Origin of the sequence: Methanoregula sp., from assembly GCF_023227875.1 — an archaeon.
Classification (GTDB): domain Archaea; phylum Halobacteriota; class Methanomicrobia; order Methanomicrobiales; family Methanospirillaceae; genus Methanoregula.
This window is the reverse complement of record NZ_JALOCH010000001.1, coordinates 62,025-77,424: the sequence shown is the minus strand read 5'-3', so window position 1 is coordinate 77,424 and position 15,400 is coordinate 62,025. Positions and strand designations below refer to the sequence as shown.

16 protein-coding genes are annotated in these 15,400 nt (G+C 55.0%); 6 read left to right on the top strand and 10 right to left on the bottom strand.

Annotated features, from left to right (window positions below; all coding sequences use genetic code 11):
• The first annotated feature begins 7 nt into the window (after positions 1–7).
• Both M0R30_RS00415 and M0R30_RS00410 read left to right on the top strand, forming a co-directional pair.
• On the top strand, positions 8–946 hold the full coding sequence (locus M0R30_RS00415) for a radical SAM protein (protein ID WP_292542082.1): 939 nt from the start codon (positions 8–10) through the stop codon (positions 944–946).
• 171 nt (positions 947–1,117) lie between these two features.
• Positions 1,118–2,386 carry a cation:proton antiporter gene (locus tag M0R30_RS00410; RefSeq protein WP_292542080.1) on the top strand — a complete coding sequence of 423 codons (1,269 nt, stop codon included), beginning with the start codon at positions 1,118–1,120 and terminating at the stop codon, positions 2,384–2,386.
• 121 nt (positions 2,387–2,507) lie between these two features.
• On the opposite strand, the gene M0R30_RS00405 is transcribed toward M0R30_RS00410, so the two are convergent.
• Positions 2,508–3,956 carry a cobyric acid synthase gene (locus M0R30_RS00405; protein WP_292542078.1) on the bottom strand — a complete coding sequence of 483 codons (1,449 nt, stop codon included), beginning with the start codon at positions 3,954–3,956 and terminating at the stop codon, positions 2,508–2,510.
• Positions 3,957–4,136: 180 nt separating this feature from the next.
• Between M0R30_RS00405 and yciH the strand changes: the two genes are divergently transcribed.
• Entirely contained in the window at positions 4,137–4,442 is a 306-nt protein-coding gene (yciH, locus tag M0R30_RS00400) for a stress response translation initiation inhibitor YciH (RefSeq protein ID WP_292542077.1), read from the top strand.
• 93 nt (positions 4,443–4,535) lie between these two features.
• On the opposite strand, the gene M0R30_RS00395 is transcribed toward yciH, so the two are convergent.
• From M0R30_RS00395 to M0R30_RS00375, 5 genes are all read right to left on the bottom strand, one after another.
• On the bottom strand, positions 4,536–5,588 hold the full coding sequence (locus tag M0R30_RS00395; protein WP_292542075.1) for a type II secretion system F family protein: 1,053 nt from the start codon (positions 5,586–5,588) through the stop codon (positions 4,536–4,538).
• 2 nt (positions 5,589–5,590) lie between these two features.
• Positions 5,591–6,514, bottom strand: a complete 924-nt coding sequence (locus tag M0R30_RS00390; RefSeq protein WP_292542073.1) for a type II secretion system F family protein — start codon at positions 6,512–6,514, stop codon at positions 5,591–5,593.
• Positions 6,507–8,852: an ATPase, T2SS/T4P/T4SS family gene (locus M0R30_RS00385; protein WP_292542071.1), complete on the bottom strand. Its 2,346-nt coding sequence runs from the start codon at positions 8,850–8,852 to the stop codon at positions 6,507–6,509. The genes M0R30_RS00390 and M0R30_RS00385 overlap by 8 nt, the downstream gene beginning before the upstream one ends.
• A gap of 188 nt (positions 8,853–9,040) precedes the next feature.
• Positions 9,041–9,802, bottom strand: a complete 762-nt coding sequence (locus tag M0R30_RS00380; protein WP_292542069.1) for a roadblock/LC7 domain-containing protein — start codon at positions 9,800–9,802, stop codon at positions 9,041–9,043.
• 16 nt (positions 9,803–9,818) lie between these two features.
• On the bottom strand, positions 9,819–10,166 hold the full coding sequence (locus tag M0R30_RS00375) for a roadblock/LC7 domain-containing protein (RefSeq protein ID WP_292542068.1): 348 nt from the start codon (positions 10,164–10,166) through the stop codon (positions 9,819–9,821).
• Positions 10,167–10,423: 257 nt separating this feature from the next.
• Here M0R30_RS00375 and M0R30_RS00370 point away from each other — a divergent pair, with 257 nt between their 5' ends.
• The 3 genes from M0R30_RS00370 (at position 10,424) to minD (ending at position 12,503) form a co-directional block, all read left to right on the top strand.
• A complete protein-coding gene (locus tag M0R30_RS00370; RefSeq protein WP_292542066.1) occupies positions 10,424–11,029 on the top strand; it encodes a hypothetical protein in 606 nt (201 codons plus the stop codon).
• A gap of 77 nt (positions 11,030–11,106) precedes the next feature.
• Entirely contained in the window at positions 11,107–11,637 is a 531-nt protein-coding gene (locus M0R30_RS00365) for a hypothetical protein (protein WP_292542064.1), read from the top strand.
• Positions 11,638–11,708: 71 nt separating this feature from the next.
• Positions 11,709–12,503 (top strand): cell division ATPase MinD, encoded by a 795-nt coding sequence (minD, locus tag M0R30_RS00360; RefSeq protein WP_292542062.1) that lies wholly within the window; start codon positions 11,709–11,711, stop codon positions 12,501–12,503.
• 67 nt (positions 12,504–12,570) lie between these two features.
• On the opposite strand, the gene M0R30_RS00355 is transcribed toward minD, so the two are convergent.
• The 4 genes from M0R30_RS00355 to M0R30_RS00340 form a co-directional block, all read right to left on the bottom strand.
• Positions 12,571–13,344, bottom strand: a complete 774-nt coding sequence (locus tag M0R30_RS00355; protein WP_292542061.1) for a response regulator — start codon at positions 13,342–13,344, stop codon at positions 12,571–12,573.
• A 104-nt stretch (positions 13,345–13,448) separates the two neighbouring features.
• Positions 13,449–14,558 carry a V4R domain-containing protein gene (locus tag M0R30_RS00350; protein ID WP_292542060.1) on the bottom strand — a complete coding sequence of 370 codons (1,110 nt, stop codon included), beginning with the start codon at positions 14,556–14,558 and terminating at the stop codon, positions 13,449–13,451.
• A 101-nt stretch (positions 14,559–14,659) separates the two neighbouring features.
• Positions 14,660–15,271 carry a hypothetical protein gene (locus M0R30_RS00345; protein ID WP_292542058.1) on the bottom strand — a complete coding sequence of 204 codons (612 nt, stop codon included), beginning with the start codon at positions 15,269–15,271 and terminating at the stop codon, positions 14,660–14,662.
• Positions 15,268–15,396, bottom strand: coding sequence for a hypothetical protein (locus tag M0R30_RS00340; RefSeq protein WP_292542057.1), 129 nt, complete (start codon positions 15,394–15,396; stop codon positions 15,268–15,270). The genes M0R30_RS00345 and M0R30_RS00340 overlap by 4 nt, the downstream gene beginning before the upstream one ends.
• Positions 15,397–15,400: the final 4 nt, after the last annotated feature.

Sequence of the window (15,400 nt, the reverse complement as noted above, 5' to 3'; positions counted from 1 at the left end):
ATACACCATGCATTACGCACACCTGTTCGGCCCGGTGAGTTCACGGCGGCTTGGACGGTCTCTTGGCATTGATCTTGTCCCGTTCAAGACATGCACGTATGACTGCGTGTACTGCGAGTGCGGGGCCACTACTGTTGAAACCATACAGAGACAGGAATTCTTCCCTGCTGATGAAGTGATTGGCGAACTCTCGCTCTATTTGTCCCAATCGCCTTCCCTTGATTATATCACGTTCTCAGGTTCCGGTGAACCAACGCTCTCGCTCTCCATTGGCAGGGTGATCCGTTTTTTAAAAGAACGGTTTCCCAGGTACCGTATTGCCGTTCTCACTAATGGCAGCCTTCTTTCAGATCCGGGGGTGCGCAGGGATCTGTTGCCGGCTGATGTCGTGCTTCCAACGCTCTCAACCATCAATGAAGAGACATTCCGAAGGATACACCGGCCCGTGCCCGGGATTGGTGCAGAGGAGATCCTGGATGCGATTCTCCAGTTCCGCAGGGAATACACCGGGCAGATCTGGCTTGAGGTGTTTATTATCCCGGGCATCAATACCTCTGACGAGGAACTTGCCGGGCTGCATGACGCAATCCATCGTATCCACCCCGACCGCGTCCAGCTGAACACGCTCGACCGCCCGGGCACGGAAGACTTCGTCCGCCCGGCAACGCCAGCCGAACTTGAACGGATAGCGCAGGTACTTGACTATGCCGGCACGGAAACGGTGGACTCTTCCTGTTCTGCTGACATCCCTTCACAGTATGCTGAGGATCCACTCGAACAGGTATACGAGCTGCTCCGGAGACGACCCTGCACAGCGGATGACATTGCATCCGCAACCGGTATGCACCTGACCCAAGTCCACAAGGTCCTGCAGGAAATGGCCAGAACAAAGGACCTGCAGGAAAAACCGGAAGGGCGGGGGATCTTTTATTATTTCCGGGATTAACAATCCGCCGCTCTCGTTACAGGATAATGTTTAGGGCATAGCTCCAGGGAGCATGTCCGTTCCGCGAGCCGGGTAAATGCACCATGTCCATCCCGCACATACCGGGATGGCGGATAGAGAGATCGAAAGGGATAAAAAAAATCTCACCGTAATGTCACTACTGGAAGCAGAATGGATATTTCATTTCTTGTTTTTTTTATCGGCATCCTGATCATTCTCGGCCATATCTTGAGCGAGGTATTCACGCGAACAAAAATTCCCGATCTCCTCTTTTTGCTTATCATCGGTCTGGTCCTTGGGCCGGTGTTCGGGCTCGTAACAACGGAGATGTTCGGGATCCTCGGCCCGATCTTCTCGACCATATCGCTCATTGTCATCCTCTTCGAGGGAGGGCTCAACCTCAGGATCGAGGCAATACGGAGCACGTTTAAGGAATGCTCGCACCTGACCCTTCTGAATTTCTGCGGCGCTATCGGCATCGCGACCCTGGTGGTCCTGGTCCTTGCGGGAACCGATCCACTGACCGCGCTCATGCTTGCCATCATCGTTGCGGGGACGAGCCCGTCCGTGGTCATTCCACTCATCCGTCAGCTGGGACTGACGGAGAAGAGCCAGACCATTCTCTCTATCGAATCCGCCCTGACCGATGTACTGAGTATTGTCCTGCTCCTCATCGCACTGCAGGCATACCAGCTCCATAAATTCAGTTTCTGGCAGGCAAGCGAGACGCTGGTCGGGTCGTTCGTGGTTGCCATCCTCGTGGGAATTGCCGGGGGAATTGCATGGTCGGTGATCCGGAAGAAGTTTGCGTTCTTCAACAGGATTTTTGCAATCCCTGCGATTATTTTCATCCTGTACGGCTTTATCGAGATGATAGGGTTTTCGGGGGCGGTTGCGGCACTGGTATTTGGCATCACTATCGGTAACCTTGGCTATTTTAAGGGCATCTTCTCTCCGGTTTTCGAACTGGACGTAAGAAAGATCGAGCTGACCGAGACCGAGAAAGCATTTTTCGGAGAGATTGTCTTTTTGCTGCGGACATTCTTTTTCATCTATATCGGGCTCTCCATCCAGTTCAATAACCGGGAGATCTTTATCCTCGGCCTGCTGGTGACACTGCTCCTTTACCTGGTGAGGATCCCGGCAGTCTTGTTCTCTATTCCCCGTTCAACACCGGTATGGGATGCCAGCGTGATGGCCGTCATGATCCCAAAAGGGCTTGCGACTGCAGTACTTGCCTCCATACCGCTCCAGCAGGCATATCCCGAAGGGATGTTCATCCAGAATGCGACCTATGCCATCGTCCTGTTCAGTATAATTATCAATTCCCTGCTGATCATCCTTCTTGACAAGACCGCGTTCTCAAGGATTTACCGGAGGATTTTTTCAAAATTCAAAAATCCTTCAGAATCTGTAAATTCCCGGAACATGTCCACATAGCGGAAAGGGCATATGGAGGGGATAGTGAAAGACCGACCCGGGCCTGGAGTCACGTAAGAGATAGTACCCAACCCGGGTTTTTTTCACGGTTCAAAGAAATCCAGGAGAACACCGGCAGCATTCAGGAGTTCATTTTAACCATCGCTTCTACCGCATCCATATCGACATGTTCCTCGAACAAGTCTGCGAGCGTCTCATAGGGATCGGCATCGGTTGCCGGGACCGGTTCAAACAGCAGCCCTTTCTTGTCATGCAGGAATAAGAGCAGTGCATTTATTGCGGACGGGTTCTGGAAGAGCCCGTGCATATAGGTACCAAAGACAAGGCCGTCATCGCTGACCCTGCCATCCCCACCGAACGCCTCGCGGTTGCTGCCAGCTTCTGTTGATCCCATGTGGATCTCGTACCCGGTGACCGTCCCCATCGCGGAGAGGATCGGGGGAATGTCCCTTGCCTCTCGCGTAACCTGCGTGGTGTTCTTCTCGTACGATGTAAAGCGCGTGACGCAGTCGAGCAGGCCAAGTCCCGGGTATGTCCCGGCAACAGACTCGAACCCGGCATCGACCAGGGTCGCACCGAGCATCTGGTACCCGCCGCAGATCCCGATGATCGGGATCCCCCGGGCACGGGCACGGTGGAGCTCCCGGTCCGTGCCACTCTCCTTCAGGACGCTGAGGTCATCGATGGTGTTCTTCGTCCCGGGGATGATGATACAGTCATAGGCATCAAGCGGGGCACCTGGACGCACATAATCGACGGCAGCATAGTGTTCAAGGAGCTCAAAATCCGTAAAATTGGCAATGCGGGGAAGTCGAATGACACCAATCCGCACCTTCCCGTTGCCGGCGCTCTTGTCACCGATGGAAAGAGAGTCCTCGCTCGGCAGCGGCAGGGTGAAATACGGGACAACGCCCAGCACCGGGATCCCACAGAGATCCTCGATCATCGTAATTCCCGGAGTAAAAATCGCCGGGTCACCGCGGAACTTGTTGATGATGATCCCCCGGACCAGCGGGCGGATATCGGGCGGAAGGAGCTGGACCGTACCATAAACCTGTGCAAACACGCCACCGCGTTCGATATCGGCCACCAGAATGAGCGGGATCCGGAGTCTCCGGGCAAGCAGGGTATTGGCAATGTCCCGGTCGTAGAGGTTCAGTTCCGCTGCCCCGCCGGCACCCTCCACCACTACCTGGCCATATTCTGTTTTCAGCCGGTCATATGCCGCCAGTGCCTGTTCAAGGAGTTTTGGTGTCTCCTTGTAATATTCCGTGATCGGGACATCCTTATAGGGCCTGCCATTCAGCACCACCTGCGAGACGCAGTCGCCCTTGGGTTTCAGGAGTACGGGGTTCATGTCGGCATGGGGTACCAGCATTGCGGCAGCGGCCTGCATTGCCTGTGCCATGCCGATCTCCCCGCCATCCGGTGTTACGTACGAGTTCAGGCTCATGTTCTGGGACTTGAACGGGGCAACCGGGCACCCGCGGCGGACAAGGCACCGGCAGATGGCGGCGACCGTGACACTTTTTCCCACGTGGGATGCAGAACCCACCACGAAGAGCGACATAAATTTCCCGTACAATGTATGCATGGATCATAAAAACAGGTGCCCATTTATTCCGGGCTGATGATGTTTGGAAAAAACGGCGGAATTTGGCCGTTATCTGCCACTTTCTGATATATTCTCCCCAATTTTCCCCGTTGCAATGCAAGGTAATAAATAAAGAGAAACTTAAAAATACTGGTAATGATTGGTGGGATTTGCCCGACGTGTGGACTACCTAAGGAACTTTGTATTTGTGAGGAGGTAGCAAAGGAACAGCAGAGGATCAATGTCAAAGTGAACAAACGCCGGTACGGGAAAGAAGTGACCGTTATCGAGGGACTTGATCCGACTGATATCGATCTTGAAGAACTTTCAAAATTCATGAAAAGCAAGCTTGCCTGCGGTGGAACCGTGAAAGGAAATTCCATCGAGCTGCAGGGAAATCACCGGGACAGGGTCAAGGAACTCCTGACTCTCAAGGGGTACAACCTGGAAAATATTTCCTGAACATTCATATTCTTTTTTTAAAAACAGCGGATATCGTGTTTACGAGTATTGTTTTTAGGCATTGCATTCCAGAACGGGTGCAAAAAAGGGTTCTCAGATGAAGAACCTGAACGTGATCCACGCGATGAGGAGCATGAGCGCTGAATATTTCAGGCCTGCAACAAACCGTCCTTCCCCCATCTGGCCGGCGACAAGGCCGGAGAAGAAACCCTGAAGCATTGCTGCATGGGAGAAGAGCCGCTTGTAGATGAAGATATCAATCACTCCACCGAAGCCTTTTGCACCGGAAGCGGTTGCGGTTGCACCCGCAGTGGCCATCGTGGTCAGGAACGAGGAGACAAGGATGGCGATGACAAAGAGGAAGACCGCAAATGCAACGAGCACAATGATCACGTAGATCAGCATGTTGTTGGCCCGCTCCTGCTGGAGGTTCACGACCTCAAAGGTATCCTTTGCAGCGGCCCGCAGCACCTCGCTGACATCACCTCCCGCCTTGCTCGCCTTTGCGATCAGGTCAACGCTCCGGTCCGCAAGCGTGGTGCCAAGCCCTTTCCCGAACCGGTAGAGCGCCTCGACAAACCCGGCCCCCCATGACATCTCGTTGTCCAGCTTCCGGATATGTGGCGTGAGCGTTCCGTATTCCGCAGCTGCGACCAGGTGGATGGCGGTGGGGAGGGTCATACCGGAATCGTTCATGCCGGCAAGGTCACGGAAGAAGTTGGGCAGGGCATTTTCCAGGTTCGTGACCCGCATCTGCTCCTTAAGGTCAAGGAGTGCGACCGGGACGATAGCGATCAGGACCGCGAAGACGAGGAAGTCATCAACCGATGTTGAATTGAAGATGACATTCATGCCATAGCTCTGGACCATGAAGATGAAACCCCCGAAAAAGAACAGGAGCGCCAGCGGGATACACACAATGAGGATATTCTCTGGCCGTTCCGTGAGAACCTGGACCGGATGTTTCAGGAACTTCCCCAGTCCCTCGCGGCTCTGCCGTTCGTGCTCGAGTTTTACCGTGATCTCGTTCAGCTCTTCCACTTCAACGGCATCGAGATCGGCATTACCCGGTTGAGCGGATATGTCCCGACCGGAAGAACCGGGACCTTTCCCTGACACTTTTTTGAGAATATCGTTCAGGCCCATGATCAGGACTCCGGTGTCATGGTGCTGATCATGACCACGAACGCTATGCTTCCAAGCGGTATCATGATGTACACAATCGCATAGAGGAACATCGGCCGGTTATCCCCGGAGAGCACCGACATGATGGACTGCAGGATGATCAGGAACAGTGTCCCGGCGACCATGGCGGTGACATATGACTCGGAGATCAGCGCCAGCATCTCAAGGAACTGTTTCTGCGTCTGCCGGTTCTCAAGCGCGTACTGGTCGGCCTTGGTGCGGAAATATTCGGTCAGGTTGCCGCCGCTCGAAATGCTCGCCATCGCGCCCTGCAGAAATTCTTTCATCCGTTTGCTCGGGGTGCTTGAAGACACGAGCCGCAGGGCATCGATAAGGTCCCTGCCGAATATGTCGATCTCACGGGCAATATACCGCGCCTCAACAGAACTCTCTCCATAAATCGGGCTGTCGCCAAGGAGGCGGAATACCTCCGCCGGCGTGATACCGGCCGTGGACATCGAGGTGACATAGTTAATTGCATATGGCAGGCTGGCATCGATGTTGCGGCACCGGTTACTTGCCTCGATGCTCGGGTAGAGGAGGAACGCCACATACGTAAGGCCGCCGAACACCAGCAGGGAGAAGATCGTGATGACGACCGTGCCGATAACAAGGCTGTGGGCAGACAGGGCCACGAGGAACCCGGGGACCGCTCCCCGGTACTGGATCAGCGTCGGGAGTTTCAGGACCCAGGTGATGAGCCCGATCACCACTGCCATCCCGAACCCGACGACGATTGAACTGACCACTGCTGTCGAGAGGTAGACTTCAAAGGGGGTCTTGAACCGGGCCGATATCAGGTCGTTCCTGAGCTGGGCGTACTCGTCCCGTTTTCCCTTCATCTTGTTGCCGAGAAGGTTGAAGCTGAACCGCTCGAAACTATTCATAGAGGTCCTTCCTCACCCGCTCGATGACTACCTCGGGGTCGCGGTAGTAGGAGATCAGGATCTTGGCCACATCCTTGTAGTGGCGGATCTTCTTGATGCGCATCCACTCGAGCACTTCCTGCCGCCGTTTCAGCTCCTCCCGCATCCGGTTCTCGTTCCAGCCCTTGGCCTCCATGATCTCTTCGAGGACATAGGACTTGCCGGAATAGGAATGTTCATCGGTTGCAGACCGCCACTTGAACACCTCGTTCGTGATCAGTTCATTGGTCCTCGGGTCGATATCCAGGATCTCAACGATCTGCTTGTTACGCCGGATGCGCTTGCCCCCGACCCGTGCCTGCACCTGGATACAGATGAAATCGAGTGCCGAGAGCATGTTCCGGGGCACGTCCATGGGCGGGTTCTCGATACGGTGCACGACACTCGCCACCGAATCGGCATGTGTTGTCGAATACGTGACATGGCCCGTGCTCATCGCCTGGAAGAGGGTCTGGCATTCCTTGCCACGGACCTCACCAACGATGATGTATTCGGGACGCTGACGCATCGCAGCCCGCAGGAGTTCGTACATGTTGATCTCGCCCCTCCCGGAGGTATCGAATGAATCACGGGTGACGCTCGGGATCCAGTTCGGGTGGGGGAGTTTCACTTCACGGGTATCTTCAAGGGAGACGATCTTTGCCATCGGCGGGATAAACAGCGAGATCGCGTTCAGCGCCGTGGTCTTACCGGATGCAGTTCCCCCGGCAAAGATCGCGGACTTGCCGTTCTCCACGGCAAGCCAGATATAGGCGATCGAGAGCGGGGCAAACGTATGCCATTCGATCAGGTCCGTGGGCGTGATCGGCTCGTCCTTGAACTTACGGATGGTGAACGTGGAGCCGTGCGCCGTGACTTCTGTCCCGAGCGTCATCTGGATACGTGAGCCGTCCTGCATGGACGCATCGAGGATGGGTTCCGCGATCGAGATGTACTTCCCTGCCCGTTGGGCAAGCTTGGTGACAAATGAGTCGAGATCCTCCGCCTTATGGTACGCGAGAGAGGTCTTCATCGATTCGTAACTGGAGTGGAATGCAAAGATCGGGGTATGAACACCATCGCACGAGATATCCTCGATATACTTGTCGTGCATGATGGGATCGATCAGGCCGTCGCCAAGGAAATCCTTGTGCATGTTATAGTGGATCTTCTCTTTCACGGACGGGCTGAGCCGGATACCGAAATCCTGCATGATATCGTTTGTCGCAGCCCGGAGTTTAAGCCGTGCTTCATCACGGGTGAGGTCTTTTGTATTGATATCGAGTGTGTCGAACAGGCGCTCCTTGAGCTCTTTTAAGAGATCCTTTTCCGGTTCCGTGAGTACCGGTTCAAGCACCTGGTAGGTGTATTCGTGGGTGGAGTGGTCGTAGATGATCCGAATGTAGGCATACGGTTCGTTGACCGGGTACATCTCCATCTCCTCGATTCCCGACTTCGGGCTGAAAGAAAGGTCGACAAGCGGCCCGTGTTTCTTTGCATCGTACTCCTCTTCTTCGGTACGGATCGCCGCAAACAGGCCGGAGATACTAAATTTTTTTGCAGCAGGCAGGGCATTTTCCTTCTCTGCGATCACCGCATCCCCGAGGTCGAGGTCCTTGAAGCCGGCTTTTGAGAATTCCTTCTTCCAGATCTCGGCAAACTCATCAGGAAGGGCACCGATACCCGTGCCTTCGAATGCACTGACACGGCCGTGCAGGTTGAGTTCGTCAACCTGGAATGTTGCCCCCTTGGGGAGGATCAGGCCGGAAATGTCGGAGATCTGGTCGACAGTGATGATCTTCTCATCCTCGTCCGTCTCCGGTTCAGAGGGGGATTTTTGTTTGGGGAGGATTTTTGCTTTTTTTGCCGGGAGACCTTTCCGGATAGAGGGCCGGGTGTCTTCTTCAATGATCTCCATGACCGGCTCGGGTCCTGCCTCTACGGGGGCAGTGACCGGGGACGGAGGGGTTTCATCCTCGAGCAGGTCATCAAGACTCGATATTGGAGGGCTGACAGGCCCAGGTTCTGGCACATATGCGGGTGCAGGTTCCGGTTCGGCCGGTGTCAGGGAAATGGTCGGGGTGTCCGGGGCGGATGGGGATACAGTATTCTTGCGGTTTGCCATACCCAGTTTTTTCATGAGCTGGGAGAAATCCCCTCCACCGGAAGTGGGTTTGGCCGGTTGCTCCGGATGTGCAGGTGCGACCGGCGAATCCGGACCATTTTTCTGGCCATCAGAAGCAGCCTCCTTCTTTTTCCCGCCGATCTTCTCCATGAGCGAGCTTACATCGTCAAACGAATCTTCCTCTTCGTTACCCATTCTGGATCTCCCCGTGCTGAAGTATTGGGCGCCCTGCAGGCATACCGGGTTTTCCTGATCTGGCCGGATAAAAAATACTCTGCCTCTGAGTATATTTACTCTCCTGACAGGAAAGCCTGCGGGTATCCAGATCACCCGTCCGCCACACGCAACCGGTCATGTCAAATAAGTGAATCGTCTCTCCTCCGCTAACTGTTGATTTCTTTCTGGATGCTCCTGAGTACCACCCGGATGAGGCCGAGCTGGGCGTCTGCCGTAGTAAATATGCAGAGATAGAGATCGCCGCAGGGTGCGATGATGAACTTGTTCTCCGCCGTCTCAAGGATCATCTGGTCAAGGTCCCCGATCTTCATCTCATGGGCAATCTTCGATCCCGCCCTCATGAAGTCCTCTGCCGAGGCAGCCACGTGCTCGAAGTCCTCGTCCCCAAGGGACTGGACCGGGAAGCCTTCGAAGAATGCCGATACGGCAATCACGCCGGGCTGGTTCATGATCTTCCGGAGACGGGCTTCATCGAGCAGCCGTGGGGACGCCGACAGTGCAGGGTCGGTCTTTTCCGGTGCATCTGGAGGGGGTGTGGGGGATATGTCCGGTACATCCTCGCCGCGCTCCGGAGCCGGTTCTCCCCCGGCAAGGAGCAGGCTTTCCGCCTCCGAGATCCGGACCGCCTGGGAAAATTCCGCAGGAGAGTAGATCCGCAGGCTGAAGCACTGCTCGTCATCCCTTTCCGTTTCAGCCGCCATCTGCGAGAGGGCTTCCTTTGCCCTGAACTCCCCCTTGTCAGAGCGGAAATAGGCGGCGATCAGCGTCCCCTGATCGGCCAGCATGAAACCATGCCCGGACCCGGTCTCGATCTCGATTGCGCCGACAAAGGACATCAGTTCCCGGGCAACTCCCTCATCCTGGGGGTTGGAAATGGTGCCTCCATCGGTTCCTTTGGGGAATTTCATAAAAGGATGAAGGTGATCAGAGTGCCGCGACGATCCGCTCTTTATTCTTCTTCAGTTCATATCGGATCCTTCCAACGTTTGCCGTGGTGTCTGCCACAATCGCGATCAGTTCGTCAGCGGATAGCGGGGAGAGGAGGATCGGGCCTTTTTCCAGTTCTACGAGCATCTGGGAGAGTTCTCCTTTACCAAGGGTAGTGCCCATTGCTTCGGAAGTACCAAGGCCGGTTGAGGCCATAGCCCCAAGAGCCTCGATATCCACTTTTCCCGAGACCGCACTCTCGATGACAAATCCATCCCGTCCCACGACCACCGCAGCTGATACCCCTTCCACCTTGAGAAATTCTTCGAGCAATGGCTTCAGCATATCTGCACCTGAATATAAATGGATCTTTCTTGCTTTTTTCCTATTAAAAGATTGGGCTTTGAATTTCGTCAAATTGCGTGGCGGGGGCGATAAAATACGCGTAATACTGCACCAGTTCCGGTCTATCGGGCATTCTGCACACCGTTTCTGCAAATCGCAGCCGGAACGTGCCGGATTCATGACCGGTTTTTCTTTCCCCTCGCCGGTAAGTAGAACAAAAAGAAACTAAATAGCAGGATATCGTAACACTACACATCATGCAACTCCCGCGGGGGACATTCCGGGAAATCCGAAAGAAGGCGACAATCGGAAGGTTGCTTTCCGAACTCGAACAGACCCGGTTTACCGGTACCTGTAGTATCTTTGCCGGGCCTGCAACGGGAACATTTGTCTTCCGGGAAGGGGCGTGTATCCTCGCCAAGTTCCGGGGGAAACCCGGGGATGCCGGCTGGGATGAGATGCAGAAATCCGCGGGGGAATCTTTCGATGTTATACTCTCAACACTGGACGAGACCCAGATCAAGCTCTCCCTTGAGTTCAATCCTGCATGTAAAATCGTGAAAGGAGGAAAAGTCCCGTCTGCACACCCGGCCGCTCCCCCCGTTGCACCGGTCAGTCCTGCCCCAAAACGCCTGGTGATAACGGCTGAGTTGCCGGTCCCCGCGATCCGACACAAGGCACTCACATCACCAGCAGCTCCCCGCGTACCGGTGCAGACGCCCCCCGTACCAGAGGAAGAGACGATCGAGAGCGATCTCGATGCACTGGACTCCATGGACCTCGATCACGTGACCGCCCGTATCCGCAGCGATTGCATGATGCTTGTCAAACAGCTCAACCTTGAGCACCTCATGGAACGCTGACCCCCCCTTTCAGGAGAGGATAAATTATTCCCGATATATTTCCTGTCCCCGGTCCCCTGCTGGTTATTGGAGTTGTAGTGGCACTTGCTGTTGCAGCTGCCGCAGCATTCCTCCTTACCCGGACCCGGCGAAAGAAGAGCGGTCCGGGGACTGAAAATACCCCGGCACACCCCCGGCAGAACCTCGGCTACAAGCCCGATGCAAAACCCATTTCCCCGATTATCAAAAAGGCTGTGCCACATCCGGCCCGGAAACCAGCTGTTCTGCCCCAGCCGAAAACCACCACTGTGGTAGAGGAGATGACGGATATCTCCGGAAGTCTCCGTGCACTCGTTGATAAGTATTCGCTTGACCAGTTCACCATCGCCACATCCGACGGGCTTGTCTTTGCATCGAGTGGAGGGGAATCCGCACAAGAGGATGCCGCACACTATGGCGGGCAGTACGGGACCGATCCTGATGCTGTTACACCCGGGGTCACCCTGTTCGGGTTCACCCACAAAGGATCGGACCTCATCGGGATCATCCGCACCAACCTCCGGATACCCGCAGATGTCCGCCGTATGATCGAGCAGGACACCCAAGATATTTTAAACTGGTGGATATAACACGAATATACGAAGAACCCGGTAATCCGTAACGCCGGTTACCGACAATACTCCCGACAACAGGTCCTCTTATGGTCAAGGTTTACACAATTGCTTCCGGTAAAGGCGGTACAGGAAAAACAACGGTTTCCGTCAACCTGGGGACGATGCTGGCCCAGCTCGGGAAAGAGACATACCTCATGGATGCCGACATTGGCATGGCCAATGTCGGACTCCTCCTTGGTCTCCAGGATGTACCCGTCACCCTGCATGAAGTCCTGGCAGGGACCGCAACGATCAACGATGCGATCTACAACGGTCCGGGCGGCCTTAAGGTGATCCCGAGCGGCATCTCCCTCCAGGGGTTCCAGCAGGCAGACCCCGAAAAGATCCGGGATGTCATGGGCGAACTGGTCAAGCACTGCGAGTTCCTCTTGATCGATGCCCCGGCCGGTATCAGCAAGGACGGCGTCGTGCCTCTTGCGGTTGCTGATGAAGTGATCCTGGTGGTCAACCCGGAACTCTCCTCCATTGTCGATGCCCTCAAGACCAAGATCCTCACCGAAGTCGTTGGCGGGCATGTCCTTGGCTGCATCATCAACCGTGTCGACCAGGAGAAGACCGATGTCATCACGAAGAAGATGGAGAAGGTCCTCGGGGTTACCGTGATCGGCATCATCCCGGAAGATGCAAATATCCGGCGTGCCTCATCCGCCAAGACCCCGATCGTGATCAAGTTCCCGGCATCCCCGGCATCAAAGGCAATAAAACGGATCGCATCCGACCTGGCCGGCGTTGCTTACACAGAGGAGAAGGCACAGGCAGTCAGGGAAGGGTTCATCGACCGGTTCTCACGGGTGCTTTTCAAGAAGAAGACCGGGAAGTGATCCTGCCGGGACGCGGTCCCGATGTTTTTAGTGCAGGTGACACGGTTGCGGTTCACCGCGTGTACATTCACTTCTTTAATGGCGTTATCTTGATCTGGCCGGGGGCGTTTTCATGGATGAACATGAAAACACCGACCAGTTCGAGCTTGTCGTCCTTGATGGGACGCACCGCGACACTCACGGATTTGATCTCGCCGGACTTTGTGATCAGGGAGGTATTGAATTCATGCTTGATGACCAGCTTGTCCCGGACAATCTCCGGAACAGGGTCCGGGATCTCCTTCCGGGTCTGGGTGTTGATGAGCTTCATCACGTCGTGCCAGTGGTGCATCAGGATCTCATCTTCGGTGAGTTCCAGCATCTTTGTTGCATACGGGTTGAAAAACACAATATGGCCATCGAAGTCGAGTGCCATGACAAGGTCGCGGAGCGCCAGGATCTTCTTAGGTTCGCCGATCGGGCAGATGTCGAGGAATTTTTTGCGGACGCCGTGATTGTAGATGGCAAGCTCCACATTCGAGGTGAGGTCCTTATCCGTGAACGGCTTGAGGATATACCCGAGGGGCTGGGCGGTTTTTGCCCGTTCGATCAGGGAGTCGTCGCAGTGGGCTGTTAAAAAGACAATGGGGATGTGGAAGAGCTGGAAGATAAACCGGGCCGATGCGACACCATCCATCTTCCCGTAAAGGCCGATATCCATCAGCACGAGATCAGGTTCCAGATCCGCCGCCATCATGATGGCCTCCTCACCGGAGCCGGTCTGCCCGGCAATAACGTATCCCTTCCGTTCCAGCAGGGTCGTGATGAGGTTGCAGATGATCTCATCATCCTCCACGATCATAATACGGTGTGATGCGGCCATGGAAAACACGGTATATAATTCATTCAAGATTAGTCGAGATGTTATTTATAAAAATTGATTCAGATGGGGAGATTTGCCGGTTATTACGACGGTTTGTTGGTGATCGTGAAGACGCAGTGCTCGTCGCCTTTTGACTTGCACTTGATCTCTTTAGCCTGCACCCGGATCCCAAAGGACCCCTCGATGATACCTGCGAGGAGACCGGCCGTGCAGAAGCAGACATTCTTCCCCGTGCTTCCAAAGGACTCCGACTCCACCGTGTGGGAGAGGGTGATCATCTTGGTCTTGGTCCCTTCGTCCCATTCCTCTTTAATCACATTGAACCAGCCCATCTGGGAGTAGAAGGTAAAGGCCATGTCGGAGAGGGTCCTGGGGTTCGTAATTCCCATCTTCTTGTAGTGCTCCACATTCTCCTTACCCATGTCCATGTAGGCACGGTAGTTGACACCACTTGCCGGGGCCTCCCCCATTGTCTTTTTCAGGGAGGTGGTCATGGACGTGAAGATGAACCGGGGCATCATGACGACCGGCTCATCAATCAGCTGGATTTTACCCTCGAGCGGCTTGTGCTCGATGAACTCGGTAATGGCGGACTCTCCCTTCACCACGGCTTCCGCCTTGAACTTCCAGCTCGGCTCGACCTGGTCACAGACAAACTCGCAGTACTCGTCGCCTTTTGCATGGCAGGTCTTCTCAAGGCAGAACCAGGTCTTGCCGGTGACCGCCTTGAGCACGCCTTCAATCCATCCCTGGTGGATACCGCAGACCGGCATGTTCCAGTCCTTGAGCACCTCGGACTCGAAGGTGTGTTTTGTCCGGAGCACGATTCGTTTCTCCCCTGCCTCGACAAGCTCGAACGGGGCACCCCACCCCTGCTGGTGCTGGAGCCGGAACACGAGCACCAGGAACTCCGACGGCGTTAAGTCCATGCCGAGTTTCTTCAACAGGTTGTTTAAGCCCACCGATCCCTGGCCTACGGAACGGAAGAGTTTGCGGACCGCCTTTATGGCAAGTTTTTTGTTGAGATTTGCCTCGTACATCTCGTAAATGGCCCGGATAAGATAGTTCGGGTTTCCTGCTGTCCTGACTCCAAAAACCGAGTACGAGCCGGCAAGGCAGTCGAGCTCGATATAGGGGGCGATGGTCTTTTCGCCCTTGATAAGCGCTTCGAAATCTTCACGCCCGATCTTCATAGTGCAAAGTTCTGTTTCTATGCAATTAAAGGATTTCGGCCGATTTATGGCGTGAAAAAAGCCCGGATTTGGCGCAATTTTCGTAAAAAAATTACCAAATATTAAAGTTTAAGAAGGATCTTCTGGTCGGGTTCCGTGAAGTGCACCGCAAATGTCCTGATCTGCTGGCTCCGGTCCTGCACAATGCAGTCATAATCCCCGTGCATCATGCGGAACCCGGAACTGCCATCCTCCGCGGTGAAATCGCTGCCCACGATCTTGCCGTCTTTCCGGAGGGAGACACGGATGCCTTTCTCCAGCGCCGGACCCCGCATGACGGTGACGGTGAGGTGGCCGACGCCATCGCTCTTCCTGCCGAACTCAGGTACGTCCCGTGCCAGGCCCTGTTTCAACCGGTTCTTCTCGAAGATCCGGCACCCCATCACCAGCGCTTCGACCATGTCCTGCGGTACCTCCCAGAACCCGAAGAGTTCCTTGCCCGCGATGAGCATGACCGCCGTGTCCCCGAACCGTTCCCCGTGTTCATCGGTAAAGATCGCGCCTTCGGGTTCTCCCTTCACGATGGCAAGACAGGAGAGGGAGTCTGGCTCCCGGACAATGGCAAGGCCGCTCTTTCCACCATCAGTGGCAGTACTGAGGAGCGCCGGGAGCGTGAAGGTACCAAGCTCCTTGGCGTCCCTGAGCATGGCCTCAATAATGTCCTGGATTTTCATGAACGATCCTCGACCCGGTCGATCCGGGGATTGAGATTAACCGTGGTCTTCTCAAGGGAATATGCGGCATCGGGCAATAAATAGGTACGGACTTGCCGGGAACGGCTGTTTTTATCGTCATGCATAAGT

Coding starts and splice junctions, on each gene's coding strand:
- M0R30_RS00350 (WP_292542060.1), bottom strand. CDS start 14,558: ATGAAGATCGGGCGTGAAGATTTCGAAGCGCTTATCAAGGGCGAAAAG.
- M0R30_RS00375 (WP_292542068.1), bottom strand. CDS start 10,166: ATGCTGAAGCCATTGCTCGAAGAATTTCTCAAGGTGGAAGGGGTATCA.
- minD (WP_292542062.1), top strand. CDS start 11,709: ATGGTCAAGGTTTACACAATTGCTTCCGGTAAAGGCGGTACAGGAAAA.
- yciH (WP_292542077.1), top strand. CDS start 4,137: ATGATTGGTGGGATTTGCCCGACGTGTGGACTACCTAAGGAACTTTGT.
- M0R30_RS00380 (WP_292542069.1), bottom strand. CDS start 9,802: ATGAAATTCCCCAAAGGAACCGATGGAGGCACCATTTCCAACCCCCAG.
- M0R30_RS00395 (WP_292542075.1), bottom strand. CDS start 5,588: ATGGGCCTGAACGATATTCTCAAAAAAGTGTCAGGGAAAGGTCCCGGT.
- M0R30_RS00405 (WP_292542078.1), bottom strand. CDS start 3,956: ATGTCGCTCTTCGTGGTGGGTTCTGCATCCCACGTGGGAAAAAGTGTC.
- M0R30_RS00385 (WP_292542071.1), bottom strand. CDS start 8,852: ATGGGTAACGAAGAGGAAGATTCGTTTGACGATGTAAGCTCGCTCATG.
- M0R30_RS00355 (WP_292542061.1), bottom strand. CDS start 13,344: ATGATCGTGGAGGATGATGAGATCATCTGCAACCTCATCACGACCCTG.
- M0R30_RS00345 (WP_292542058.1), bottom strand. CDS start 15,271: ATGAAAATCCAGGACATTATTGAGGCCATGCTCAGGGACGCCAAGGAG.
- M0R30_RS00390 (WP_292542073.1), bottom strand. CDS start 6,514: ATGAATAGTTTCGAGCGGTTCAGCTTCAACCTTCTCGGCAACAAGATG.
- M0R30_RS00340 (WP_292542057.1), bottom strand. CDS start 15,396: ATGCATGACGATAAAAACAGCCGTTCCCGGCAAGTCCGTACCTATTTA.
- M0R30_RS00410 (WP_292542080.1), top strand. CDS start 1,118: ATGGATATTTCATTTCTTGTTTTTTTTATCGGCATCCTGATCATTCTC.
- M0R30_RS00415 (WP_292542082.1), top strand. CDS start 8: ATGCATTACGCACACCTGTTCGGCCCGGTGAGTTCACGGCGGCTTGGA.
- M0R30_RS00370 (WP_292542066.1), top strand. CDS start 10,424: ATGCAACTCCCGCGGGGGACATTCCGGGAAATCCGAAAGAAGGCGACA.